This is a genomic window from Marinobacter oulmenensis (assembly GCF_014201735.1).
Lineage (GTDB): Bacteria > Pseudomonadota > Gammaproteobacteria > Pseudomonadales > Oleiphilaceae > Marinobacter > Marinobacter oulmenensis.
Map to the genome: position 1 here is coordinate 160,844 of NZ_JACHFE010000004.1, position 25,599 is coordinate 186,442.

General features: G+C 60.3%; 18 protein-coding genes, 1 tRNA gene and 1 pseudogene. 3 read left to right on the plus strand and 17 right to left on the minus strand.

The genetic code is table 11. The annotated features are described in order from the left end of the window. Positions 1–9: 9 nt before the first annotated feature. From HNR38_RS09075 to HNR38_RS09120, 10 genes are all read right to left on the minus strand, one after another. A complete protein-coding gene (locus tag HNR38_RS09075) occupies positions 10–2,400 on the minus strand; it encodes an efflux RND transporter permease subunit (RefSeq protein WP_183702561.1) in 2,391 nt (796 codons plus the stop codon). Between the two features lie 44 nt (positions 2,401–2,444). Beyond that, positions 2,445–3,593, minus strand: a complete 1,149-nt coding sequence (locus HNR38_RS09080; protein ID WP_246362577.1) for a YCF48-related protein — start codon at positions 3,591–3,593, stop codon at positions 2,445–2,447. 165 nt (positions 3,594–3,758) lie between these two features. After that, positions 3,759–6,401, minus strand: a complete 2,643-nt coding sequence (pepN, locus tag HNR38_RS09085; protein ID WP_183702564.1) for an aminopeptidase N — start codon at positions 6,399–6,401, stop codon at positions 3,759–3,761. Between the two features lie 32 nt (positions 6,402–6,433). Further along, positions 6,434–7,231 (minus strand): DUF2797 domain-containing protein, encoded by a 798-nt coding sequence (locus HNR38_RS09090; protein ID WP_379919158.1) that lies wholly within the window; start codon positions 7,229–7,231, stop codon positions 6,434–6,436. A gap of 35 nt (positions 7,232–7,266) precedes the next feature. Further along, positions 7,267–7,554: a YeaC family protein gene (locus HNR38_RS09095; RefSeq protein ID WP_183702570.1), complete on the minus strand. Its 288-nt coding sequence runs from the start codon at positions 7,552–7,554 to the stop codon at positions 7,267–7,269. Positions 7,555–7,719: 165 nt separating this feature from the next. Beyond that, entirely contained in the window at positions 7,720–8,394 is a 675-nt protein-coding gene (locus HNR38_RS09100; protein WP_343068269.1) for a rhomboid family intramembrane serine protease, read from the minus strand. 19 nt (positions 8,395–8,413) lie between these two features. Beyond that, positions 8,414–9,427, minus strand: coding sequence for a metallophosphoesterase (locus HNR38_RS09105; RefSeq protein ID WP_183702587.1), 1,014 nt, complete (start codon positions 9,425–9,427; stop codon positions 8,414–8,416). A 2-nt stretch (positions 9,428–9,429) separates the two neighbouring features. After that, on the minus strand, positions 9,430–10,314 hold the full coding sequence (locus HNR38_RS09110; RefSeq protein ID WP_183702590.1) for an NAD(+) kinase: 885 nt from the start codon (positions 10,312–10,314) through the stop codon (positions 9,430–9,432). 110 nt (positions 10,315–10,424) lie between these two features. Next, positions 10,425–11,771 (minus strand): DNA repair protein, encoded by a 1,347-nt coding sequence (locus HNR38_RS09115; protein ID WP_343068282.1) that lies wholly within the window; start codon positions 11,769–11,771, stop codon positions 10,425–10,427. A 38-nt stretch (positions 11,772–11,809) separates the two neighbouring features. Then, positions 11,810–13,873, minus strand: coding sequence for an oxidoreductase (locus tag HNR38_RS09120; protein ID WP_183702593.1), 2,064 nt, complete (start codon positions 13,871–13,873; stop codon positions 11,810–11,812). A gap of 139 nt (positions 13,874–14,012) precedes the next feature. Between HNR38_RS09120 and HNR38_RS09125 the strand changes: the two are divergent. After that, a pseudogene (locus HNR38_RS09125) lies at positions 14,013–15,023 on the plus strand (AraC family transcriptional regulator); the annotation flags it as partial. Between the two features lie 59 nt (positions 15,024–15,082). Here HNR38_RS09125 and HNR38_RS09130 read toward each other — a convergent pair. The 7 genes from HNR38_RS09130 to HNR38_RS09160 all read right to left on the minus strand — a co-directional run bounded on the left by HNR38_RS09130 (position 15,083) and on the right by HNR38_RS09160 (position 22,344). Next, positions 15,083–15,159 (minus strand) — tRNA-Asp (locus HNR38_RS09130). Positions 15,160–15,303: 144 nt separating this feature from the next. Next, positions 15,304–16,875 (minus strand): ATP-binding response regulator, encoded by a 1,572-nt coding sequence (locus HNR38_RS09135; protein WP_183702596.1) that lies wholly within the window; start codon positions 16,873–16,875, stop codon positions 15,304–15,306. A gap of 51 nt (positions 16,876–16,926) precedes the next feature. After that, entirely contained in the window at positions 16,927–17,547 is a 621-nt protein-coding gene (gene fixJ / locus HNR38_RS09140; RefSeq protein WP_183702599.1) for a response regulator FixJ, read from the minus strand. Positions 17,548–17,585: 38 nt separating this feature from the next. Next, positions 17,586–19,997: a Lon protease family protein gene (locus HNR38_RS09145; protein WP_183702602.1), complete on the minus strand. Its 2,412-nt coding sequence runs from the start codon at positions 19,995–19,997 to the stop codon at positions 17,586–17,588. A 91-nt stretch (positions 19,998–20,088) separates the two neighbouring features. After that, positions 20,089–20,559, minus strand: a complete 471-nt coding sequence (locus HNR38_RS09150) for a flavodoxin family protein (RefSeq protein ID WP_183702605.1) — start codon at positions 20,557–20,559, stop codon at positions 20,089–20,091. Positions 20,560–20,654: 95 nt separating this feature from the next. Then, positions 20,655–21,695: a recombinase RecA gene (recA, locus tag HNR38_RS09155; RefSeq protein WP_183702608.1), complete on the minus strand. Its 1,041-nt coding sequence runs from the start codon at positions 21,693–21,695 to the stop codon at positions 20,655–20,657. Between the two features lie 148 nt (positions 21,696–21,843). Next, on the minus strand, positions 21,844–22,344 hold the full coding sequence (locus tag HNR38_RS09160) for a nicotinamide-nucleotide amidohydrolase family protein (protein WP_183702612.1): 501 nt from the start codon (positions 22,342–22,344) through the stop codon (positions 21,844–21,846). 93 nt (positions 22,345–22,437) lie between these two features. Between HNR38_RS09160 and mutS the strand changes: the two genes are divergently transcribed. Both mutS and fdxA read left to right on the plus strand, forming a co-directional pair. After that, positions 22,438–25,071, plus strand: coding sequence for a DNA mismatch repair protein MutS (gene mutS / locus HNR38_RS09165; protein ID WP_183702615.1), 2,634 nt, complete (start codon positions 22,438–22,440; stop codon positions 25,069–25,071). A gap of 161 nt (positions 25,072–25,232) precedes the next feature. Continuing rightward, positions 25,233–25,556 carry a ferredoxin FdxA gene (fdxA, locus tag HNR38_RS09170; RefSeq protein ID WP_183702618.1) on the plus strand — a complete coding sequence of 108 codons (324 nt, stop codon included), beginning with the start codon at positions 25,233–25,235 and terminating at the stop codon, positions 25,554–25,556. Positions 25,557–25,599: the final 43 nt, after the last annotated feature.

Genomic DNA, 25,599 nt, shown 5'->3' on the forward strand with positions numbered 1-25,599 from the left:
CATCCGCCGTTACTTGGACTTGGCGGCTCGCGCCCTGGCCAGCATGGTTTCCGGCCGCAGCAGGAAACGGGCCAGAGCTGGCAGCAGCCAGATGGCGCCTACCATATTCCACAGGAACATGAAGAACAACAGCAATCCCATATCCGCCTGGAATTTGATCGGCGAGAAGATCCAGGTCACCACACCAATCCCCAGGGTTACGCCGGTGAATACCACGGCCTTGCCGGTGGACCGGAGCGTTTCATAGTAGGCGTCCTGCAGCGACATTCCCTCGAGCAGGTACTTCTCCAGTTTGGTGTAGATGTAGATGCCATAGTCCACACCAATACCGACACCCAGGGCGATAACAGGCAGGGTGGCCACCTTGATGCCGATCCCGGAGACCGTCATGATCGCCTCACACAGAACCGAGGTCAGGCCCAGAGGGATGACAATACAGGCCACCGCCCGGATCGAGCGGAAGGTCAGGAAGCACAGGATACTGACCACGCTGTAGACCAGCATCAGCATGATGTCCTTGGCGTTCGAAATCACCTCGTTGGTGGCCGCCTCAATGCCGGCGTTGCCCGCCGCCAGCAGGAAGGTGTGGTCTTCATTGCTGTTGACATCGGCAAACTGCTCCACCCTTTCAACCACGGTGCGCAGAGTCTCTGCCTTGTGATCCTCCAGGAAAACCAGCACCGGGGTCAGGTCACAGTTGGTGTTGATCAGCCCGGACGGCGCATCCCGGATCGACGCATTGATGATGGTCTGGTTGCGGGAAATCTCATACCACTTCCAGTTGCCCTCGTTCAGGGCCTTGGTAACCATCTTGGAGACATCCGCCAGGGAGGCGGAACTCTGCACCCCCGGGGTGTTCTGCAGCTCCCACTGCAACCGGTCCATGGCACGCAGCACGCTGTACTGGGTGCACTGCTCTTCGGGAGTCTCCACCATCACCACCAGAACGTCGGCACTGGTGGAGTAGTTGTCGATAATGAACGCATTATCCTGGTTGTACCGGGAATCGGCCCGCAGCTCGGGCGCCCCCTGATCCAGGTCCCCCACTTTCAGGTCCTGCTTGAGGTACAGCCCCACGCTCAGGCCGATGGCGGCGATCAGCAGCGACACCGGTGCCACAGCCGGGCTGGAGAGACGCGACATCAGGTGCCACTTGCGGTCCTGCTTCTCGCCATGGTTCTGGACATGGCGAACGCCACCTTTCGATATGCCGATGTAGGACATGATCAGCACATGCAGCACCAGATTGGTGATGATGACAAAGGCAACCCCCAGACCGGCGGCCACGGCCAGATCCCGGATCACGTCGATGTCGATAAAGATCAGGGTCAGGAAACCCACGGCGTCGGAAATCAGTGCCAGCATGCCCGGGATATACAGTGACCGGAACGCCAGCCGGGCGGACGTGGTGGCATCAAAGCCCTTGGCAGCCTCCACCGCCATGGCGTTGACAATCTGCACGCCGTGGGAGATACCAATGGCGAACACCAGGAACGGCACCAGCACAGAGTACGGGTCCAGACCATAGCCCAGCAGGCGCAGTGCACCCAACTGCCAGAACACGGCGATAATGGAGGTAATGATCGGCACCAGGGTGCCGGCAATGCACCGCGAGTACCAGAACAGCAGCAGGGTCGTCAGCACAATGGTGATGCCGGCGAACCAGGCAATGGAGCCGATGCCTTCGATCAGATCCCCGACTTTCTTGGCAAAGCCGACTATGTGGATGTCGATATCCGGATTCTGGGCCTCGTATTTGTCCCGGATCTGCTGCTCCAGCTGACTGGAGAAGGCCGCGTAGTCCAGCGCTTCGCCGGTTTCCGGATTGTTTTCATACAGGGGCGCGTAAATGATCGCGGACTGGAAATTGTCCGAGACCAGGCGCCCGACCTCATTGGAGCGCAGCACATTCTGGCGCAGTTGCTCAAGGCTCTTCTCGGACCCATCATAATCCTCGGGGATCACCGTGCCGCCCTGAAAGCCCTGCTCGGTAACCTCCACCCAGCGCACGTTCGGTGTCCACAGGGATTTCAGCCCGGAACGGTCGACGCCATTGAGATAGAAAACCTCGTCGGTGATCTGCTTGAGGGTCTCCATATACTCGGCGTTGAAAATATCGCCCTCTTCCGACTCCACCGCGATACGGACGAAATTCCCCAGGTTCGCCAAGTCTTCCCGGTTCTCCAGCATGTTCTGGATGTAGGGGTGCTCGAGCGGAATCATTCGTTCGAAACTGGCATCCGGCTGGATACGCACCGCGTTGTAGCCCAGGAAAACCGTCAGAATCAGAAAGGCCACCAGAATCAGGGCCCGGTTGTTGAAAATCAGGCGTTCCAGAAACGGCTCCGCCTTGGGGGTTGTCAGGTAGTGTTCGCCCCTGTCATGCATCGGGTCAGACATGAAAAACCTCGCTCCCATTCACTCGTTGATGCCACAACAGGGCGTTAGTCCGTGTTTTTACCGGCGGGGCCGGCGTGCTTGACCCCGCCCTCACCAACCAGCAGCAGATGCTCGTTCGCCAGCGGAATGGCCGCCATCACCCCCTGCCGGTCATTGCGGAAACTGGCACTGAAGGTGTCACCACCGTCGTTGCTCACCAGTACTGCGCCGGCATTACCGACCAGCACCAGACGGTCATCGCCGGCCAGGGAGGCGCTGTTGAGGGTAGCGTTACTGTTGCCGGAGATGCGGGCCCAGCTCTGGCCCAGATCGGCGGAGTGAAGAATGGTGCCACGCAGGCCAAAGGCGTAGATCTCGTCCGGCTGGCCGGTACCCGTCACCCCGAAAAACGAACCGTCATAGGGGCTCTCACGGCGCGTCCAGGTATTGCCATTGTCCTCGGAGACATGGATCTGGCCGGATTCACCCACCAGCACCAGCGCGCCCCCTTCGATCCGGGTAATGGCGTTGTAGTGAAGATTCCAGGGATTATCGAGTCTGGGAGCCCAGTCCTGCCAGGTCTCACCACCATCACGGGTCTGGAAAATCATGCCGTAGGCGCCGACCACAAAGCCGTGACTGTCGTCTTCAAACCAGACATCCAGAAACGGATTGACCGGGCCAATATCCAGGTCCGCCTGGGCGTTTTCCAGGGCAAACAGCAGGTCATCCAGAGCCCATTCCAGGTCGCCCTTTTCTTCCTCGGGGGCCTGCTCAATGCGGGCCTCCATATCGGCGATCTGTTGCTGCCTGCTCTCGATGATCAGCTCACCGGCGTCGAGGCCATCAAACTGCAACTGCCAGGTCTCGCCGGCATCGGAGGAATGCAGAACGGCGCCGCTGTGGCCAACCACCCAGCCATGCTGCTCAGTCCCGAAGTCAACAGCATTGAGGGTGACGGATACCGGCACATCCGCCTGGGTCCAGGTTTCACCCTGGTCATCGGAGTAAATGATATGGCCCCGTTCACCAACCGCCACAATGCGGTCGCCGGTGCGGGTTGCGTCATTCAGGAGGGATTGAGGAGCCAGCTCGGTGGCCCTTGCCGGGGTTTCCAGGACATCGGTAACCGCGCCTGCCGCCGGAGCCAGCATCGTCATGCTCAGACCCAGACAGGCACACACCAACGTCTCGCACATGAACCGTCTAGCCATTCAGGTTGCCTTTATTATGGTTGACTGCGGAAGTGGTTGATCGCCGGGGCCCGGTGTTCTTGTTATGGCCCGGTGCCCCGGCAAACTTACTTCCAGATTAGCCAACCCGGCAACAATGTCTATCGACCGAAAGTGCGATTTTGCCGGGAATCAGTCCGTTGGCGCTCAGTCCGCCAGACTCTTGTGCACCACCTCATAGACATCACGCGACAGCGACTGCTTGTCCCGGATACCTTCGAGGGCCGCCTTCATCTGCTGCCCGTAGGTCGGTGCAAATTTCCGCCAGCGCGTCAGCGGCGTCACCAGACGTGCGGCAATCTGCGGGTTGCTGTCATCCAGACGACGTACCTGTTCCGCCAGGAAGTTGTAGCCGCTGCCATCCGGGTTGTGGAACGCCGGCAGGTTCTGGCCAGCGAACACGGCAACCACCGAGCGCACCTTGTTCGGGTTTTTCCAGTCAAAGGCCGGGTGCTCCAGCAGACGGTGGATCTGCGGCAGCTGTCCCGCCTTGCTACTGGACGCCTGCACCGAGAACCAGAGTTCCACCACCTGGGGGTCGTCACTGAACCGCTCATAGAAGGCATCAAGGGCGCGTGTGCGATCCTCGTCAAAACCGGAATTCACCAGCGCCCGCAGGGCGCCCAGACGATCGGTCATGTTATCGGCCTGCTCAAACTGGCTGTTGGCCAGTTCACGGCCCCGCTCATCATCAATGTGCAGCAGCCACGCCAGTGCCGTGTTGCGCAGGCTGCGACTGGCAATCGCGGTCGGCGTGAGCTGGTAATCTCCACCGCCCTGGTTGCGCTCGTAGCAGGCGAGCAGATCGTCCCGCAGAGCCACGGCCAGGTGATTCAGCACCCGCTCGCGGGCGTGATGAATGGCCGGCACATCGGCACTTTCCGACAACTCCACCAGGTAGGCTTCCGAGGGCAGTTGCAGCATCTTCGCCACCAGCGCCTGATCCAGGTCGGTATCGTTGAGCAGGTGCCGGTAGGCATCCACCAGCCGGGGTTCAATTTCCGCACTGTCGGGCTGCCCGATGAGCGACTGGATAACATCAACGGCCAGGCGCTGGCCGGCATCCCAGCGGTTGAATCCGTCCGGATCATGGCTCATCAGGAACAACAACTGCTCCCGGGTCCACGGGTAGTTAACCCTCACCGGCGCGGAGAAATGACGCAGCAGGGACGGCACCGGTTTCTCCGACAGACCATGGAACTCGAAGGACTGCGTCGGCTCCCGCAGATCCAGTACCCGCTCGGTCTGCGGGGCTTCATCGTCGGCACTCAGGCGCAACGGCAGCGACTCGCCCCCGGCGCCCAGCAGTCCGAGCGCGAACGGAATATGCTGGGGCTTCTTGTCGGTCTGTCCCGGTGTATCCGGGATGGCCTGCTCAACGGTCAGCCGATAGATACCCCGTGCCTCGTCAAAGTCGTCCGATACCGTCAGCACCGGCGTGCCCGCCTGCTCGTACCACAGGCGGAACTGACCGAGATCCACGCCGGAGGCATCCTCCATGGCCTGGACAAAATCGTCCGTGGTCACAGCCTGGCCATCGTGGCGCTGGAAATACAGATCGCTGCCCTCACGGAAGGCTGCCGGGCCCAGCAGGTTGTAGATCATGCGGACGACTTCCGCCCCCTTCTCATAGATGGTCAGGGTGTAGAAGTTGGAAATTTCCATGTACGACGCCGGGCGGATCGGGTGCGCCATGGGGCCGGCGTCCTCGGCGAACTGCGCGGTACGCAGCAGCGTGGCATCCTCGATCCGCTTGACCGTGGGCGATCCCATGTCTTCCGAGAAGCGGGCATCACGGAATACCGTGAAACCTTCTTTCAGGCTCAACTGGAACCAGTCACGGCAAGTCACACGGTTACCGGACCAGTTGTGGAAATACTCGTGGGCAACGATGGCTTCAATGCGCTGGAATGCAGCATCCGTAGCCGTGTCCTGGCTGGCCAGGACACATGATGAGTTGAAGATATTCAGGCCCTTGTTTTCCATGGCCCCCATGTTGAAGTCATCCACCGCGACAATCATGAAGATGTCCAGGTCGTATTCCCGGCCAAAGACCTCTTCGTCCCAGCGCATGGCGCGTTTGAGCGAATCCATCGCAAAGTCGCACTTCTCGGCATTGCGTGGCTCCACATACATGCGCAGGTCGATGTTCCGGCCGGACACGGTGGTGAAGCTGTCCCGTTTCTCCACCAAGTCGCCGGCAACCAGGGCGAACAGGTAACAGGGTTTCGGGAACGGGTCTTCCCAGGTCACAAAATGGCGACCGTCCTCCAGCGCCCCCTGCTCTACCGGGTTGCCGTTGGACAGCAGCACCGGGTAGGCGGAGCGGTCCGCCTCAATGCGGGTGCGGAACCGGGCCATCACATCGGGACGATCCGGGTAGTAGGTGATGCAGCGGAACCCTTCCGCCTCACACTGGGTACAGAACATCCCGGAAGACTTGTACAGACCTTCCAGCCGGGTGTTGTTCTGGGGCTCAATCCAGGTGACCACGCCCAGCGTGAAGGCCTCGGGAACATTGGCAACAACAAGCTGGCCATCGTGCTCCTCGTAGGCATCCGGTGCCAGCTCATCGCCATTCAGATGCACCGCCTCCAGAGTCAGGCTGTCGCCGTCCAGAACCAGTGGCTGGGCCAGCTCCGAGCCTTGCGGATTGCGCCGGATGGTCAGGGTACTATGCACCCTCGCCCCGTCTTCAAACAGTTCAAAACGCAGATCCACGTGATCGACCAGGTAGGCCGGTACGGTGTATTCGCTCAGATAGATGGTTTGCGGTTGATTGGTTCGCATGAAGTTCTCCAGAAAGCTGCTTTCCGGGCCGGTCAGTCAAGGACCCGGAACCGGACTTCGTAACCGGTAAATTTGCGGATATTGATAACGCCGGTATCCAGCATCAGGTACTGTCCCTTGATCCCTTCCAGCCGTCCCTCGACCTCCGGTGTTTTGTCCAGATTATGGGGTTTCACTTTGGCAGGCCAGGTCTCGACCGGATATGCCAGCCCGAGGGCCGCCTCATCCACCACCCGCAGGCTGTCATCGCCGTGCTGCTGTCGCAGCCCGGTCAGGTCATCCTCGATCAGTGCCAGTATCCGGCTGCGTTCAGTGACCAGGTCCAGCTCCGGCACATCCCCCTTGAGCATGGCCCGCCAGTTGGTCCGGTCGGCCACGTGCTGCTTGCAGGCCACTTCCACCAGGCCGGCCAGATAACGGGTGGCCACCCGCAGCATGGGCACGGCATCCACCGCGCCCTGATCAATCCAGCGGGTCGGTACCTGGGTGCCCCGGGTAATCCCCACTTTCAGACCGCTGGAATTCGCCAGATAGACCACATGCTCCACCATGCAGTGGCGCTCGCCCCACTCCGGTTCCCGGCAGGTGCCCAGGTGATAGTGGCATTTCTCGGGACTCATGATGCAGCTGTCGCAGGCCGCCAGCTTGCGGAAACAGGGATAACAGAAGCCCTGATTGAAGCTCTTTTTGGTCTTCCGGTCACAATGAATGCACCGGATGACTCCGTCAAAGTCAAAACGCAGTCGGTGGCCAACCAGTTCATTCATGGGGATGCGGGTGTCCCCTACGGCCAGGTTATAGGCCACCGGGTTGGCCGCCTCGGCCGGCATCTTGCGCAACCGGCCCGTGACGTCAACCGTACCCGTCAAACCTTGACCTCGGTAAACTGGTCCGGTGTTGCCTGGTTGTTCTGCTGGCGTCTGACTGTCGGGTCGCAGGCCGTGCCGGCCTTCTCGCCACGGTCCAGGTAGCCCACGCGCTGGTCCTCCGGGATGTTATGGCGATCCTCGTAATAAATCACCGCCTCCAGGCTGATTTCCCGTTGCTCCGGGGTTATGGCCCGGCCATCGGGCCATTTACCCAGCTCAATGGCACGCTTGAGGTTCTGATAAACCTCCGGATCCAGCCGCTCGATCAGTTCTTGGTAGGTCATAGGATGCTCTCCCGTAAAAATTCACAAAAAACGGCAAATCCGTTTGACAATTGAAAATGATAACGCTTATCATTAACTCACCAAATGACGACGGTCGTATCATTTGGTCTCTCTCATCAGGAGCTATAAGCTCATTTATGCCCCATCTTTCGATGGGGCTTTTTTTTATCCGGCTGCCCTGCCCGGCGGCATAATTACCGCAACCAGCGCACCCGCCAAAAAACCACCGAGATGGGCCGCGTTCGCCATTCGCCCCACCCCGATCAACTCCGGAATCGACGTAAAGCCAATCACGATCCAGATCACCGCAAAGGTCACCAGTGCCGGTGGAAACTGAAAGCGTGGCCGGCGTCTCTGGCTAAGCCAGCAATAGGCCAGAATCCCGTACACCAGGCCGGACAGACCACCAAACAGCGGCCCCGACACAAGGTACTGAAGAACATTGGACACCAGGCTGGTGGCCACAAAAAGCACCAGCAACCGCCCTCGCCCGTCCATCCACTCCACCTGGCTGCCCAGAAACCAGAGCATGACCGAGTTGAAGATGATGTGGCTCCAGCTGAAATGCAGGAAATCCGGCGTGATCAGACGCCAGAACTGACCGCCTGCCAGGGTCGCAGACAGCGCTTCAATGCGCCCGGCCAGGGTACTGAACGCGTCCCAGGAGAAGGCCCGGGGATCGACCATCATCAGGCCGGCGGCGAAGGCGTTCTGCCCCATGCCGGTGAACCACACCAGCACCACCGCCACCGCGATGATCCCGATTACAAACGGCGCATGGCGGGGAGTGGGCTGCCATCGGCCACCCGGGGTGATCGGTGAAGGGGTCTGAGTATCCAATTCTACCTCGCTGAAAGGACTATCGGGCCAGGCTGTCTTCGCTACCCGGGGAGGTCGGCTGCTCCGGCCGCTCGACATCAATCCACACAAACTTGTCCGGCGACAGCACTTTTTCGCCGTCCATCCGGTAAGCCACCAGCTTGCCGTATTTGACGGCGCTGTAATCGATGCAGGCCACGTTGTGTTTGCGCGGGGCCGGGCGGCCCTCCATCCAGTAATGACCTACGAACACCGGCGGTGCGTCGGATGGGTAGATGATCAGTTGGGCGCGCTCTTGTTCGGAAAGTTCCATGCGGGCCACCTCTGGCGGCAGCGGGTCCGGCTGGAACACCACGTCGGCATAGGTCCGGGGATTGTCCGCCCAGAACTTGGTGCGGAAAAACTCCCGTACGTAACCGTCCCGGCCGGTAATCGACATGCCCTCGGGCAGTCGCAGGTCCGTTCCCCTCAGCAGAGTGTCCATCACCTGGCCGGCGAAGGACTCAATGGCCGCGGAGGCGTGCATGAAATCATCATCAATACAGCCATCCGGGCGGATGTCCCGGAATTTGTCGATCAGGTCCTGATCCCAGCAGGCATGCACCACCCGGAAATCCTCGTCTTCAATGAACAGCGGAATGGTGTAGAACCACTCCAGAAACTCGTTCCACTCATGGGGATAGGGCTCGAACTGCTCCAGGGTTTCCCGGATCAGCCGGTCGTGCCGGGCGTTATGCTCCCGCAGGAAGGTCTTGCCACTACCCGGACGGGCCCGGGTGCAGTAGCCCAGGGCATTGTATTCATGGTTGCCCATGACAATCCGGGCCGATCCGTGTTCAACCATGTCCCGCACCAGATGCAGGGCTTCACGGATACGAGGACCACGATCGATGATGTCACCGATAAAAATGGCCTGCCGGCGCGGATGCTGGTAGACACCGGCGACCTTGCGATAGCCCATCTGGTCCAGCAGGCGTTCGAGCGTGTGGGCGCATCCGTGGATATCGCCGATGATGTCGTAACCGCGATGCGCGACTGAAGTCTTTGCCACCATGATCAACTCGCTGAGATTTCGCTTGCCCACCCCAGCTTGTCGCGGCAGGTGGCATAAAAATTGTGATCAGTCGGGTGAATCAGACGGATCTTGAACGGTTTTTTGGTGATACGGATGATGTCGCCGGGCGCACAGGAAATGTTCATCTGGCCATCGAAACTCACCTGGGGATAGGTCGAGTTGGTCTCGCCGATGACCAGTTTGATCTCGCTCTTGCCATCCACCACGATCGGGCGGCTACTGAGAGTGTGCGGGAACATGGGCACCAGCGCGATAGCATCCAGCTTCGGGTGCATAATCGGGCCACCGGCAGACAGTGCGTAGGCCGTGGAGCCGGTCGGGGTGGAGACAATCAGGCCGTCCGAGCGCTGGCTATAGACAAAGTGACCGTCGATAAACAGATCGAAGCCAATCATACGGGTGGACTTCCCCGGATGGAGCACTACGTCGTTCAGCGCCGAACCGAACCCCACCGGCTGCCCGTTGCGCTCGACACTGCCATCCAGCAGGAAACGGGACTCCTCGATGTAATTGCCTGCCAGCACCTCGGCCAGGCGCTCTTCCAGGTCCGAGGGGGAAATGTCCGTGAGGAACCCCAGCCGCCCCCGGTTGACGCCGAGGATGGGGATCTTCGATTTGGCCAGTTCCCGGGCTGCGCCCAACAGACTGCCATCACCACCCACGACAATGACCAGATCACAGATCTCACCCAGCAGCTTTTTGCTGGCCACCTGTAGCCCGTGCCCCGGGATCATGGTGGACGTGCCTTCCTCGATAATGACCTGATAGTCGTTGGCGGCCAGATACTGTTTGAGCAGCCTCAGGGTCTCAACCACCTTGACGCTGCCCATCCGCCCAACGATTCCGATATTCCTGAACTGGTCCATGCAATATCCCGTGGTGTCTGAATGACGCGATGCCGACCTTTGCGCTGCGCGCACGGCAGGCAACAGGCCGACAGTTTAACGAAACTTGAGCGGATACGGAAAACAGCCGGTCAGCGGGCCTGGTGCTGCTCGCAGCGGTCATCGCCCCCGGCACGGAAATCCGCGGGCTGGGTGATTCTCAGGATCGGCTCGGCGCAGGCTTCCCCGGATTCATCGACATGATTGCAGACCGGGTGCTCATAGTGGGCCAGCCACTGCCGGTAGGCGGGTTCATTGAGGCCGCAGCGCTCAGCCGCGTAGGCCACCGGGTTGGCAAAGTAGGTGTCCAGCTCGCCGTAAGGCAGCGTGATATGACCGACGCCCGGATGGTAGGCCACCAGGAAGACCGCCTGATCCCTCAACTGCTCCAGCAGCGAGCCTTCCGCCGGTTCCTGCTGTTGGAGATCCCGGTTTTCCGACTCCAGAGACTGGATACGCTCTTCGCGCAATTCCAGTTCCCGCTGCTTGCGCTCAAGCTGTTCGCGCAGAAGGACCGTTTCCGCACCGGCATTGGCGTCATCCCGCCCCTGGCTGTCATCGTCAGCCAGTTTGTCCTGGAGGGCCAGATATTGCTCATTGCGACGGGACAGACGCTGTTTGATCTGCTCATTGGCAATGCGCAGGCGTTCATGCTTCTGTTCAAGATCCGTCAACTGGCCACGCAGCGCCTGCATCTCAAGCCGATGCTCCCGCTGCAGTTCGGCCATGGCCTCCCGATGCGCCCCCTGCAGCGTCTTGATCCTCAGCCGTTGCTCACGAAGCAACTGGGCCACCCTCGCCCTGTTACCGGATTCGTCCTGTTCCGGTGCGACCGGAGTCGCTTTCAGGGTCGGGATATCTTCTTCCGCCGGCTCCGCCTTCCGGAAGCGCAGGCTGTTAGCTTCAACGGCTTTACGGATCGCCTGGAAGTGGTTGCTGCCGGGGGTCATGTCCGGATCCCAGAGCTCGCTGGCGTAATCCGGGTCCGGGCACTGGCTGCGGCAGACCAGGCGGATCGGACCGGCGCCCAGGTCCGGCCCCTTGGCACCTTTGCCTGCAAGTGACTCCACCGGTACGTTCCAGTGGGTGTCGGCGCGCCCTTCGTCGTCAAACCAGATGCGGAAAAACACCAGCGAGGTAATCCCGAGGTCCGGCCCCAGGTTCACCAGTACGGCATGAACATCGGTCTCGGCAAGGTCGGTCAGCCCGACATAACCATCCAGAAAGGCACCGAACTCCGACAGTCGCATCTGCCGGGCCACACCACCGCCCTCCATAAAAAAAATCGCCGAATGGCCTTCGGCTGCCTGACCGGCTTCAACCATCAGGGAACTCCATGCTTCAAAAGCCTGTGACTGGGCACCCCGTCCGGTCTTGATCCGGGGCACCAGGGGCAGGGCCACCGCTAACCGATGCCCCTGCCCCCAGTCTAGTCTCACACGATTCAAAACACAGAGAATAACCGCAAAGTTTGAAACTACAACTCCGCCGCCAGACGGCTGCCCTGATCGATGGCCCGCTTGGCGTCCAGCTCGGCCGCCACGTCCGCGCCTCCGATCAGATGCACCGGCAGCCCACTGGCTTCCAGATCGCTCTGCAGCTCCCGCAGCGGCTCCTGGCCGGCACAGATAATGATGGTATCCACCGGCAGTACCCGGTCCTCGCCCTGCTCGGCGTCCTTGGGGGTGATGGTAACGTGCAGCCCTTCGTCGTCGATCTTCCGGTAAGTCACCCCGGGAATCATCTGCACATTGCGATGGCGCAGTGAGGTGCGGTGGATCCAACCGGTGGTCTTGCCCAGGTTTTTACCCACTTTCGAGGTTTTGCGCTGCAGCAGGAAGACATCGCGGGCCGGGGCCGGCACCTGGGGTTCGACGCCTTCAATACCACCCCGATGGGAAACGGTCAGGTCAACACCCCATTCCTCCATGAAGTGGCCGGTATCCAGGGAGGGGGATTCCCCTTTGTGAACAATGAACTCGGACACGTCGAAGCCGATGCCGCCGGCGCCGATCACCGCCACCTTCTGGCCAACCGGCTTGCGCTCAAGCAGGGCATCCAGATAACCAATAACCTTGGGATGATCGATACCCTCGATGTCCGGTGTCCGGGGGGACACGCCGGTGGCCAGGATCACTTCGTCGAAGCCGCCGGCCCTGAGATCTTCAGCTGACACCCGGGTATTCAGGCGGACATCCACCGCCAGTTTGTCAAGCATGACCCGGTAATAGCGCAGGGTTTCGTGGAACTCTTCCTTGCCGGGAATGCGCTTGGCGACATTGAACTGCCCGCCGATCTCACTGCCGGCGTCAAACAGGGTAACCCGGTGACCACGGCTGGCAGCAACGGTGGCGAATGCCAGGCCAGCGGGGCCGGCGCCAACCACCGCGAGGGATTTCGGCCGGGCCGTTTTCACGTAGGTCAGCTCGGTCTCGTGACAGGCTCTGGGATTGACCAGACAGGAGGTGAGCTTGCCACTGAAAGTGTGATCCAGACAGGCCTGGTTGCAGCCGATACAGGTATTGATTTCATCCGCACGGTTCTCGGCGGCCTTGCGAACCAGTTCACCGTCCGCCAGGAACGGCCGGGCCATGGAAACCATGTCTGCCTGCCCCTCTGCGAGCACCTTCTCGGCCACGTCTGGCATGTTGATGCGGTTGGTGGTTACCAGCGGGATGCTGACTTCCCGCTTCATGCGGGCGGTGACTTCCGTAAAGGCGGCCCGGGGCACCGAGGTGGCGATGGTCGGCACCCTGGCCTCGTGCCAGCCAATGCCGGTATTGATGATGGTGGCACCGGCTTTCTCGATTTCACGGCCCAGATGCACCACCTCGTCCCAGGTGCTGCCCTCCTCGACCAGGTCCAGCATCGAAAGCCGGTAAATGATGATGAACTCATCGCCAACCCGCTCCCGTACACGGCGGACGATTTCCAGCGGCAGGCGAATCCGGTTCTCGTAGCTGCCACCCCAGCGGTCGGTCCGGTGGTTGGTCCGGGCGACGATGAACTGGTTAATGAAATAGCCCTCGGACCCCATGATTTCGACGCCGTCGTAACCGGCCCTCTGGGCGAGTGCGGCGCAGTTCACGTAGTCCTCGATCTGCTTCTCGATGCCTTCCTCGTCCAGCTCTTTGGGTTTGAACGGATTAATCGGAGCCTGGATGGCCGACGGCGCCACCAGTTCCGGGGAGTAGGCATAGCGGCCGGCATGCAGGATCTGCATACAGATCTTGCCCTCGGCCGCATGCACGGCGTTGGTAATGACCCGGTGCCGATCCGATTCTTCCTCGGTGCTCATTTTGGCCGCGTGCTGGAACACCGCGCCTTCCGTGTTCGGCCCGATCCCGCCGGTGACAATAAGACCAACACCGCCGCGGGCCCGTTCTGCATAAAATGCCGCCAGGCGGTCAAACCCGCCCTTCACCTCTTCAAGGCCGGTGTGCATCGAGCCCATCAGAGCCCGGTTGCGCAAGGTCGTGAACCCCAGATCCAGAGGTTTCAGAAGGTTCGGATACTGGCTGGCAGCCGCTGTGTTGGTCATCGCTTTGCTCCTCATCGAATTCTTGCTACCGGGATCATTACCCGCGATTGTTATGCGACAACAGTAGCCAGCATAGCGCCAGCCAACAATACCCCTTAATGACATTTTATTACCCCTGAACAACACGCATAATAATGGTATGACCAATACCAACCAACAGCCCGACAATTCACTGGGCGACATCAGCCTGCTTTATGTCTCGGTTCTGCTGCGAGCCGTCGAGGCAGAGGGGGGCGATGTCCATGCCCTTCGCCATCGTTTCAACCTGAGCCAGAAGGCGCTGGCCTCACCGGATGTGAGAATCAGCATCCCCCGGTTCATGCGCCTGGGACAGGCCGCCATCGCAGAGACCGGCAATCCGGCCCTCGGTCTGCGTATGGGCGCCATCAGCCGGCCGGTAGACGCGGGGTTTGCCGGCCTGGCTGCGGAAACGGCAGACCGTGTGGGCCATGGCCTAAGCCTGCTGCCCCGCTTTTCCCTGCTCACCAGCCGGAACTCCCGGGGGGAGCCATCGGCCCAGCCGGAACAGCGCAGCCTCTGCTTCTATTCCATCAGCCCCTATAACGCCTACAACTACTTTGTGGTGGACTCGGTTCTGGCGGCCTGGACCCAGATGGCACGGCAACTTACCGGCCACTACGACGTACTGGACCGGGTCTGGATCGAATACCCATCCATCGGCCTGGATGACCTGTTCGAGAGCTGGTTCCGGTGTCCCGTGGAATTTGGTGCACGCGAGAACCGGGTACGTTTCCGGGAGACAATCTGGCAACAACGGCCCATGCAGGCCCACGAAGGCATGCACGGCAAACTGCTGGAGGTATGCGAACAGGAATTGGGCCGAATTCACCGTGGCTGGCGCGTGGCAGATCGGGCCAGGCACCTGATGACCCCGCTGCTGCGGGGCACAACCCCGAGCCTGGAGACCCTGGCGGAACGCATGGGCACCACGCCCTGGACACTGCAACGACACCTTGCGGAGGAAGGGACGGGGTTCAGGCAACTGCTGGACGAGACCCGAAAGGCCCTGGCCACCGACTACCTGCGGGAAACGGAAAGTTCGCTGTCGGAAATTGCCTGGCTACTGGGCTTTGCGAATCCACCGGCGTTTCATCGGGCCTACCAGAGATGGCACGGCATCAGTCCGGGAGAACATCGAAAGCTTTGTCAGAAAAGGAAAAACAGGAAACACCGAAAGGGAGGAAAAAGTGGCGGAGCGGACGGGACTCGAACCCGCGACCCCCGGCGTGACAGGCCGGTATTCTAACCAACTGAACTACCGCTCCGCGTAGTCTTACCGAGCAGTGCGTGACTGCTTGGTGACAACGAGGGCGCATTATATAGACGCCCTCACACATGTCAACGGTTTTTAAAAAGTTTTTCGAATTTGTTTCGAACCCGATGATTTGAAGGGAGTTCTCTCCCGCCGATCAAGCCGGTTCCTCGGTGCAGGGCTGCCCTTCCACACCCGCGACCGGCAGCGTGAAAAAGAAGCAGGCACCGCCAGCTTCAGGGCGCTCATAACCAATATCGCCGCCCTGGGCCTGGATCAGTGACCGGCAGGTTGCCAGACCGATTCCCATGCCATCGTCCTTGGTGGTGAAGAACGGATGAAACAGCTTTTCCTCGGCCTCTTCAGGCACTCCCACCCCGTGATCCACCACAGCAACCCGCACACACTTGTCGCCACAGCGACTGGCAGTGACCCGGACAGGCTCCGAGGCCGCCGCGGCCCGGCTGGACTCCAGGGCATTACGAATCAGATTGAGGGCCACCTGCTGGACCTGGATCGGGTCTGCAGCGACCTCCGGGAGGTCTTCGGCCACATCCAGCTGGATACCGCCCTCATTGTTGCGCATATCGACTTCCGCGAACTGGCGGGTATCCTCAAGCAGTACCGACACCGAGAGCACTTCCTTGCCAGTGGCCGGCTTTTTGACGAACCGGCGGATCCGGCGGATGATTTCACTGGCCCGATGGGACTGGGCCTCGATCTTGTCCAGCGTCTCACGGAGCAGATCCAGGTCCGGCGTCTCGCCGGCAATCATGCGCTTTGAAACCCGGGCGTAATTGGTAATCGCCGTCAGCGGCTGGTTGACCTCATGGGCAAACCCGGCCGCCATCTCACCCATGGTGGTCAGGCGGGAGGTGTGGGCCAACTGGTCACGCTGCTCCTGTACCAGCGCCTGGGCATCTTCCAGCGCCTGCTCGTTCTGCAGTTCCACGGTTATGTCCCAGAACACCACCACCGCACCATGCAGCTCATCGTCCTCCAGTTTCGGCGTAGAGCGGTACTCGGCAGGAAAGCCGGAACCGTCAGCCCGAAGCATCCGGATGTTGCGCTGGTTTTCTGCCACGCCCTGGCGGCAGGTCGCCATCACCGGCAGGTTGTCCCGGGCTGCCGAGGCGGTTGAGAAATGCAGATCAAAAAAGTTCCGGCCAACCAGGTCCTCCACCGGACAGCCCATGATGGCCGCCGCCGCCGGGTTGGCAAATTCGATGATACCGGCCTCGTCCAGACCGTAGATGCCTTCATCAATGGCATTGAGAATCCGCGTCTGATCACCCTGAAGCTCGCGATTACGTGCCTGCAGCTCGCGCTCCAGACGGATGACCCGCGCATGGGTCCTGACCCGGGCGATAACTTCCTGGGACTGGAACGGCTTGGAGATGTAATCTGCGCCCCCAAGGTTAAAGCCCTTCACCTTGGCCTGCAGGTCGTCCAGTGCCGACAGGAACACGACCGCACAATCCGACGTCTCCGGGTCGGCTTTCAGGCGCTCACACACCTCATAGCCGTCCATCTCCGGCATCATGATGTCCAGCAGGATCACTTCAGGGCGATGACGGTGGGCCAGGTCCAGCGCTTTTTCGCCTTCGTTGGCGATCAGCAGCCGGTAGCCTTTGTCCTTGAGGGTCTCATAGAGGACTTTCAGGTTCTGCGGGTTGTCGTCCACCAGCAGAACCGTCACCTCGGCGTTGTCACTGACAAGTTCAGTCATAGAAGTACGGTCGTTTGAAAACGTCATGCAATAATGGCGTTAACCAGCGACCTAGTCGATAAGGTCCTTTACGGACAGTACCATACGCACAAGGTGTGCCAGTGAGTGGGTCCCCATCTTGTGCATCACCCGCGACCGGTGGATCTCCACGGTACGCTGACTGATCTCGAGTTCGATGGCGATGACCTTGTTGGCCTGGCCGGCAATCATCCGGTCCATGATTTCCCGCTCACGGGGAGTCAGACTGTTCACCCGACGGATGATTTCCTGCTTTTCGGTAAGGGACTGGCGCTGCTCACGATCCTGCTCCAGGGCCGCTTCGATCTTCTCCAGGAGCGCTTCCTCACGGTACGGTTTCTGGATGAAATCGACCGCGCCCTCCTTCATGGCATCCACCGCCATGGGCACATCGCCATGACCAGTCACAAAGATGATAGGCAGGATGGAGTGTTTTTCATTCAGGGCTTTCTGCAGCTCCATGCCATCCATACCCGGCATGCGGATATCCAGCACGATGCAGCCGGCCATCTCGTCAGAGTAATCCTGGAGGAACCCATTGGCACTCTCGTAGGTTTTCACCGGTTTGCCATCGGATTTCAGCAATAGTTCCAGTGAGTCACGAACGGCCTCGTCGTCCTCTACCACATATACAGTCTGCTGGATGTCAGTCATGGATGTGCAATCTCCTGTCCGTTTTATTATCGGGCCAGTCAGTGAATGGACGGGTCCTTGGAGGGCTCGTCCCGGGCATGTTCCTGGCGCTCGTGCTCACGCATTTTTTCAAGTCGTTGCTGGATAATGCCAAAAACACTCTGCCTGGGGTACCGCCCTTTGTCATCGGCTTTTCCGGCGGGCTTGCCCAATAACAGTGTAATGGCCTCTTCCACCCTGGCAACCGCATAAACAGAAAAGTCCCCTGCCCGGGCCGCCTTGACCACTTCACTGTCCAGCATCAGGTTCTGAACGTTGGTGGTCGGGATAATGACGCCCTGGGTACCACTCAGTCCGCCCTTGAGTTCACAGGTTGTGAAGAAACCCTCCACCTTCTCGTTTACCCCGCCAATGGGCTGGACCTCGCCAAACTGGTTGACCGAGCCGGTGATGGCCAGATCCTGTCGCACCGGCAGCCCCGACAGGGACGATACCAGGGCACACAGTTCTGCCAGGGAGGCACTGTCGCCATCCACTTCCCCGTAATTCTGCTCAAAGGTCAGGCTGGCAGACAGATGCATCGGATCATTCACGGCAAAGTGCGAAGCCAGCCAGGAGCTGAGGATCATCACCCCCTTGGAGTGCAGGTTGCCGCCCAGCTTTACATCCCGCTCGATATCCATCACGGCCCCGTCGCCATAGTAGCAACTGGCCGTAACGCGGTTGGACAATCCGAATTCGAAGCCGCCGGTGGACAATACAGACAGCGCGTTGACCTGGCCAACACAGCTGCCGGTGGTTGTTACCAGGGTGCTACCGTCACGGATGGAGTCATAGAACTGATCGCGGATACGGCTGCTGCGGTACCGGGCGCTTTCCAGGGCCCGCTCCACATGGACATCGGTGATCAGCTTCGCCTGGGCCTGGCGAGCCCAGAAATCAGACTCCCGCAACAGATTGGCAATATCCGCGGCATGCAGCGACAGACGGTCCTGATGCTCGGCAATCCGGGCGCTGTATTCAATGATACGCGCCACGGCCTTACGGTCACAGTGCAGCAGCTTCTTGTCCACCACCAGGCTGGCAATAAACTTGGCGTACATCAGTTGGCTGGCATCGGAGCGGTACATCTCGTTTTCAAAATCCGCCGTCACCCGGAACAATTCGGCAAACTCGGCATCGTATTCCTGCAGCAGCATCCAGGTTTCCCGATCACCGAACAGCACCAGTTTTACGTCCAGCGGCACCGCTTCCGGCTCGATGGAGATGGCGCCAGAGAGCGTCATTTCCCGCTCCAGGGAATTGATCTGGATGGATCGTGAACGCAGGGCGCGTTTCAGCCCGTCCCAGACAAACGGCTGCTCCAGCACCTTGATGGCATCCATCAACAGGTAGCCGCCATTAGCCCGGTGCAGGCTGCCCGGCCGGATCAGCGAGAAATCGGTGAACACCGTGCCCTTGTATGTCACATTCTCCACGTAACCGAACAGGTTGTGATACGTGGGGTTATCTTCCACTACCACCGGCACTTCATTGGTTTTCTGGTGCACCAGCAGGTTGACCAGATACCGGCGGGGCATTTTCTTGTCCAGGGAGGCGTAGGCGATGGCAACCTGCTCGTCCTCGTCGTCCAGGAAGATGTCCAGGTTTTCAGCCAGGTCTTCCCGTACCGCCTCCAGATAACTCACGACATCCGGCAGCGCCGAATATTTCGCGATCAATTCATCAATCTGGTGACCGGCGATGCCTTCCAGGGTTTCCTTGTTCAGGGCTTCCTGTTTTTCGGCGTATTCCTGTTCCCAGTCGGCGAGTTTGCGCAGGGCCTGACGCAGCTTTTTCTCCAGCTTGTTGATGTCTTCCTCGAACTTCTCCCGCTTATCCTCGGAAAGGGCCTCGAAGGTTTCCGCCGTATGAGGCTCCTCGCCGTTCATGGCCACCAGCCGGTAGCCGCCAGGAGTGGTCACCGTCAGACTGACTTTCTTGCGCCGCGCCTGGGCCGCAACCTTCTCCAGCTCGTCTTCCTGCTTTTTGGCGTACTCATTCTTCAACTGCTCGGCCCGCTCCAGAAAGCTGTCCCCCTCGAAGGTCTGGGGAATCACTTTCATCAGGCGGCTCATCAGCTTTTCCATATCCTGCTTGAGCTGGGTGCCATCGCCGCCGGGCAACTTCAGGAGACGGGGGTTGCGCGGCTCCTCGAAATTGGCCACATAACACCAGTCGTGGCTCTGGTGCTCGGTATCCACGTGATGTTCAAGGTAGCGCAGCATCATGGTGCGCTTGCCCAGACCGTTACGGCCAACCGCATAGACGTTATAACCGCCGTGGGGCATGGCGAGGGCAAACCGGACGGCTTCCTGGGCGCGATTCTGGCCAACAATCTCGGCCAGCGGCTCCAGCTGTCGCGTGGTTTTAAAGGGCAGGTCCTTCAGGACGCAGGATTTGTACAACTGTTGCAGCGGCAGTGACTTCAAATTCGGTTCCCGTCGAGTTCTGTTGCAAGGGGCAATAAGTCGGCCATTGTAGTGCCTGACAGCCGGCCTGTCGCCTATCCACGGGGTTTTGTCAGATCACGCCCGCATCCAGGCTGGCGGCCACGTACAGGCCCAGTTCCCGACACTGTTCCTCGAACCGGGTGTCGTAGGAGCCACGGCAGATCAGAGGGTCCTGCACGAGTTTCCAGCGCAGGCCGGTGGTAATGCTGCGAATGGCGCGTTCGGTGCCGGTGCCATCGTGACCGGCGCGAAGGTAAAAAGCAAAAGGCAGGCCCTGGGTCTGCTCCAGGCAGGGGTAGTAACAGCGGTCGAAAAAGTCTTTGGTCAACCCGGCCATATAGGCCAGGTTTTCCGTGGTTCCCAGAATCAGGGCGTCACAGGCAAGGACGTCCTCGGGCCCGGTATCAAGGGGCGTCCGAAGGGTTACGTCCACTCCATCAACATCCGGATGGCGGGCGCCGGCCATCACCGCATCCCGGAGTTTTGCGGTGTTGTCCGAGGGGGCGTGGGCTACAACGAGCAACCGCTTCTTGCCTGTCATGTCCCCTCCCGATATGGCGACTGCCGGCTATGCCCGGTTTTCAGCCTGCGCCCGCCATGCCAGAGCACCAGCGGACACAGGCAAAAAACGCCCGGTTACAGCAATTCGCCGTTGGCTTCGGCCGGTGCTTCTTCGTCCTTCTTCACCGGCTTGGGCATCAGCTTGTCACGGATACCCGCTTCGATTTCATTGGCGATCTCCATGTTCTCTTCCAGGAACTTGCAGGCGTTGGCCTTGCCCTGCCCGATCTTGTCCCCGTTGTAGGAGTACCAGGCGCCGGATTTTTCGACAAAGCCTTCCTTCACGCCCATGTCCAGCACTTCGGCCATGTGGTAAATGCCCTTGCCATACATGATCTGGAATTCCGCCTGCTTGAACGGTGGGGAGACCTTGTTCTTGACCACCTTGACGCGGGTTTCATTACCCACGACCTCGTCGCCGTCCTTGATGGAACCGATACGACGGATATCCAGGCGCACCGAGGAATAGAATTTCAGTGCGTTACCACCGGTGGTGGTCTCCGGGCTGCCGAACATGACACCGATCTTCATCCGGATCTGGTTGATGAAGACCATCATGCAGTTGGCGTGCTTGACGTTGGCGGTCAGCTTACGCAGAGCCTGGGACATCAGACGGGCCTGAAGGCCCACGTGACTGTCGCCCATCTCGCCCTCGATTTCCGCTTTCGGCGTCAATGCGGCAACCGAGTCCACGATGATGACGTCAACAGCATTGGAGCGGACCAGCATATCGGCGATTTCCAGTGCCTGCTCACCGGTGTCCGGCTGGGACACCAGCAGTTCGTCCACGTTAACCCCCAGTTTTTCGGCATAGACCGGATCCAGAGCGTGTTCGGCGTCCACAAAGGCACAGGTTTTACCCTGTTTCTGGGCTTCCGCCACCACCTGCAGCGTCAGTGTGGTTTTACCGGAACTTTCCGGCCCGTAGATTTCCACGATCCGACCGTAAGGCAGGCCGCCGATGCCCAGCGCCACATCAAGGCCAAGGGAGCCAGTGGATACGGCGGGAATCGCCTCGCGGGGCTGATCCCCCATTTTCATGACCGCGCCCTTGCCGAACTGACGCTCAATCTGGCTCAGCGCCGCGTTGAGTGCTTTTTTGCGATTGTCTTCCATTATCAAAACCCTCGTCACCTGGCCACTGGAACGTCCCGGATGCCAGTAGCGGAATGCCTGAAAAGCCGGAACCCAGCTTTCCTGTATATTTGAACAGTATTAAATCACAGCAGAGGTCTCAGACCAACCCCCACCGGGTTGAAAAGTACTAGCGCCCCTGCAGGAAACGGGTAACTCCCTGAAGCACATAAAGAACCGTCTGCCTACGCACCTGTTCCCGGTCGCCTTCAAAATGGCAGATGGCGGTTTCCAGGTGATCCGGCCCGGTCCCCCAGGCCATCCAGACCGTACCAACCGGTTTGTCCGCACTGCCACCGCCGGGGCCGGCAACGCCACTGGTGGCCACGGCAACATCGGCTTCGCCGGCCCGCAGGGCGCCGATCACCATTTCCTGCACCACGGGCTCGCTAACCGCGCCGCAGGTTTCAAGGGTCGCCGGATCAACCCCAAGCACAGACTGCTTGGCGCGGTTACTGTAGGTGACCAGCCCCGCCTGCACATAGGCCGAGGAGCCCGGACGGTCCGTCAGCACCTTGGCGATCCAGCCGCCGGTACAGCTTTCGGCGGTCGCGATGGTCCGCCCCTGCTGCTCAAGTTCCGCTGCCAACTGTTCACCGGCCAGATTCAACTGCTCATCATTTGCCTGCACAGACACCTCCGGGAAAAGCTACGTTTCATCCTACGCGGTATTTTCTTACAATTCCGCCCTTCAACCCAATGCTTTACCTGACCGGATACACCAATGCCAGCAGCTCAGACCGATCTGTCCAAGCACACCCCGATGATGCAGCAGTACCTGAAGATCAAGGGTGAACACCCCAACGAGCTGGTGTTCTACCGCATGGGCGATTTCTACGAGCTGTTCTATGACGATGCCAAGAAAGCCGCGGAGCTGCTCGACATTACCCTGACGGCCCGGGGCCAGTCCGGTGGTAACCCGATACCCATGGCGGGCATTCCCTACCATTCGGCCGAGAACTACATTGCCCGCCTGGTACGCGGTGGGCATTCTCTGGCCATTTGTGAGCAGATCGGTGATCCGGCCACCAGCAAGGGGCCGGTGGAGCGGCAGGTGGTGCGCATTGTCACCCCCGGCACTCTCAGTGATGAAGCCTTTCTGGAAGACCGCCGGGACAACCTGCTGGTCGCCATTCACAGCCACCGGGAACAGTTCGGCTTCGCCTCACTGGACATCTCCAGTGGCCGTTTTGCCGTGTCCGAACTGGACAACCTGGAAGCGCTGCAGGGCGAACTCCAGCGCCTGCGGCCGGCGGAAATCCTGATCAGCGAGGATTTTCCCTACGGTGAGATTCTCGAAGGCTTTACCGGTGTCCGGCGCCAGGGGCCGTGGCTGTTCGAGTCGGATTCCGCGCACCGGATCATTACCCAGCAATTGCAGGTCAAGGACCTGACCGGGTTCGGTTGCGAAGACCTGCATCTGGCCATCTGTGCCGCCGGCTGCCTGCTGCAGTATGCCCGGGAAACCCAGCGCACTGCCCTGCCCCACATCCGCAAGCTGAGCCGGGAACGGCGGGAAGACGCGGTGATTCTGGATGCCACCAGCCGCCGCAACCTGGAAATCGACACCAACCTGACCGGCGGCAGCCAGTACACCCTGGCCTGGGTCATGGACCGCACCGCCACCGCCATGGGTGCCCGGGAACTGCGGCGCTGGCTCAACCGCCCGCTACGCAACGTGGACACCGTCAAGCAGCGCCAACAGGCCGTATCCGCCTTGCTGGAGGGTTTTCACTATGAGCCGGTACACGACCTGCTCAAACGCGTGGGCGACATTGAACGCATCCTGGCGAGGGTCGCTCTGCGCTCAGCCCGGCCCCGGGACCTGGCCCGCCTGCGGGATGCATTCCAGACCCTTCCGGAACTCCAGGAAGCCCTGAAGCCGGTCAACTCCCACCATGTGGTCAAACTGGCCACCACCATCGGCGAATACCCGGAACTGGCGGATCTGCTGGAGCGCGCCATCATCGACAACCCGCCGGTGGTGGTCCGTGACGGCGGCGTGATCCGCGAGGGCTTTGATGAAGAACTCGATGACCTGCGCAACATCAGCGAAAACGCCGGCCAGTTCCTGCTGGATGTGGAGACCCGCGAAAAAGAGCGCACCGGAATCAGCACCCTGAAAGTGGGCTACAACCGGGTCCACGGCTACTACATCGAAATCAGCCGGGCCCAGGCCGATCAGGCACCGGTGGACTACATTCGCCGGCAGACCCTGAAAAACGCCGAACGCTTCATCACGCCGGAACTCAAGGAATTCGAGGACAAGGCCCTGAGCGCCAAAAGCCGCGCCCTGGCCCGTGAAAAAGGCCTGTACGATCAGGTGCTCGAATCCGTTGCCGAACAGTTGGCGCCCCTGCAGGACGCCGCCCAGTCCCTGGCGGAACTGGACGTGCTCAGCAACTTCGCCGAGCGCGCCACCAGCCTGCGCCTGAGCGCGCCGGAATTCTCCGATCAGCCCGGTTTCGATGTCGATGAAGGCCGCCATCCGGTGGTGGAACAGCTGATGGACGAGCCCTTTGTCCCCAACAACCTGCTGATGGACAACAAACGGCGGATGCTGGTGATCACCGGCCCCAACATGGGCGGTAAGTCCACCTACATGCGCCAGGCGGCCCTGATTGCCCTGCTGGCCTACACCGGCAGTTTCGTCCCGGCCAATCGGGCCGTGCTTGGCCCGGTCGACCGGATTTTCACCCGCATGGGGTCCTCCGATGATATCGCCGGCGGCCGCTCCACCTTCATGGTGGAAATGACCGAAACCGCCAATATCCTGCACAACGCCACCGAACACAGCCTGGTGTTGATGGACGAAGTGGGCCGGGGAACCAGCACCTTCGACGGCCTGTCCCTGGCCTGGGCAACCGCGGAACACCTGGCTCGGGACATTCGCTGCTACACCCTGTTTGCCACCCACTACTTTGAGCTGACGCAACTGGCCGAGGATCTGGAACACGCCGTCAACGTGCATCTGACGGCGACCGAACACGACGACAGCATCGTGTTTCTGCATAACGTCCACGACGGCCCGGCCAGCCAGAGCTACGGCCTGCAGGTAGCCAAGCTCGCCGGCGTACCCCAGGACGTGATCCGCAATGCCAAAACCCAGCTGGCGCAACTGGAAGGCAGGCCGGCCCGGGCGGTGGAAACCGAGGTGCCCGCCAGCGCCGCACCGGCCAGCGCAACAGGCAAAACCAAAGCCACGGAGAACCGGGAAACCGTGCTTCAGGGCGATATGTTTGCCAGCCTGGAGCCCAGCCGGATTGAACAGGCCCTGGACAAGCTGGACCCGGACGGACTGACCCCGAGGGAAGCCCTGGATCGGCTATACGAGCTCAAGGGGATGCTGGGGAATTGAGGGAGAAATGCGCCAGACTTGATCTGTGTAATATGGATATAGCGCGCCAATGCTTGCGGCTGCGGGGCCCGCTCCCTACAATATCGCGCACAAAATTATAGCTGGGGCCGTGTTTCCGGGCTCCTGATGAGATTGAGAGTTTACCAACCAGGGATCTGACTATGGCGTTTATCGTTACTGATAACTGCATCAAGTGCAAATACACCGACTGCGTGGAAGTCTGCCCGGTGGACTGCTTCTACGAAGGCCCCAACTTTCTGGTGATTGATCCGGACGAGTGTATCGACTGCGCCCTGTGCGAGCCTGAATGCCCGGCCGAAGCGATTTTCTCCGAAGATGAGCTGCCGGCAGGCCAGGAACAGTTCGTTGAGATCAACGCCGACCTGGCGGGCAAGTGGCCCAACATCACCGAGAAGAAAGATCCGCTGCCGGACGCTGAAGAGTGGGATGGCAAGCCGGACAAGCTGCAGTACCTGGAGCGCTAAGCGCCGGGGGAAGGAAAAGGCCGGAGGGGCAACCCGTCCGGCC

What these genes read in the sequence shown, in the direction of transcription:
- HNR38_RS09110 (WP_183702590.1), bottom strand. Translation starts at nt 10,314, where the DNA reads ATGGACCAGTTCAGGAATATCGGAATCGTTGGGCGGATGGGCAGCGTC.
- pepN (WP_183702564.1), bottom strand. Translation starts at nt 6,401, where the DNA reads ATGCGAACCAATCAACCGCAAACCATCTATCTGAGCGAATACACCGTA.
- HNR38_RS09135 (WP_183702596.1), bottom strand. Translation starts at nt 16,875, where the DNA reads ATGACTGAACTTGTCAGTGACAACGCCGAGGTGACGGTTCTGCTGGTG.
- HNR38_RS09080 (WP_246362577.1), bottom strand. Translation starts at nt 3,593, where the DNA reads ATGGCTAGACGGTTCATGTGCGAGACGTTGGTGTGTGCCTGTCTGGGT.
- HNR38_RS09095 (WP_183702570.1), bottom strand. Translation starts at nt 7,554, where the DNA reads ATGACCTACCAAGAACTGATCGAGCGGCTGGATCCGGAGGTTTATCAG.
- HNR38_RS09090 (WP_379919158.1), bottom strand. Translation starts at nt 7,231, where the DNA reads ATGCCGGCCGAGGCGGCCAACCCGGTGGCCTATAACCTGGCCGTAGGG.
- HNR38_RS09075 (WP_183702561.1), bottom strand. Translation starts at nt 2,400, where the DNA reads ATGTCTGACCCGATGCATGACAGGGGCGAACACTACCTGACAACCCCC.
- recA (WP_183702608.1), bottom strand. Translation starts at nt 21,695, where the DNA reads ATGGAAGACAATCGCAAAAAAGCACTCAACGCGGCGCTGAGCCAGATT.
- mutS (WP_183702615.1), top strand. Translation starts at nt 22,438, where the DNA reads ATGCCAGCAGCTCAGACCGATCTGTCCAAGCACACCCCGATGATGCAG.
- HNR38_RS09120 (WP_183702593.1), bottom strand. Translation starts at nt 13,873, where the DNA reads ATGACCAACACAGCGGCTGCCAGCCAGTATCCGAACCTTCTGAAACCT.
- fixJ (WP_183702599.1), bottom strand. Translation starts at nt 17,547, where the DNA reads ATGACTGACATCCAGCAGACTGTATATGTGGTAGAGGACGACGAGGCC.
- HNR38_RS09150 (WP_183702605.1), bottom strand. Translation starts at nt 20,559, where the DNA reads ATGACAGGCAAGAAGCGGTTGCTCGTTGTAGCCCACGCCCCCTCGGAC.
- fdxA (WP_183702618.1), top strand. Translation starts at nt 25,233, where the DNA reads ATGGCGTTTATCGTTACTGATAACTGCATCAAGTGCAAATACACCGAC.
- HNR38_RS09105 (WP_183702587.1), bottom strand. Translation starts at nt 9,427, where the DNA reads ATGGTGGCAAAGACTTCAGTCGCGCATCGCGGTTACGACATCATCGGC.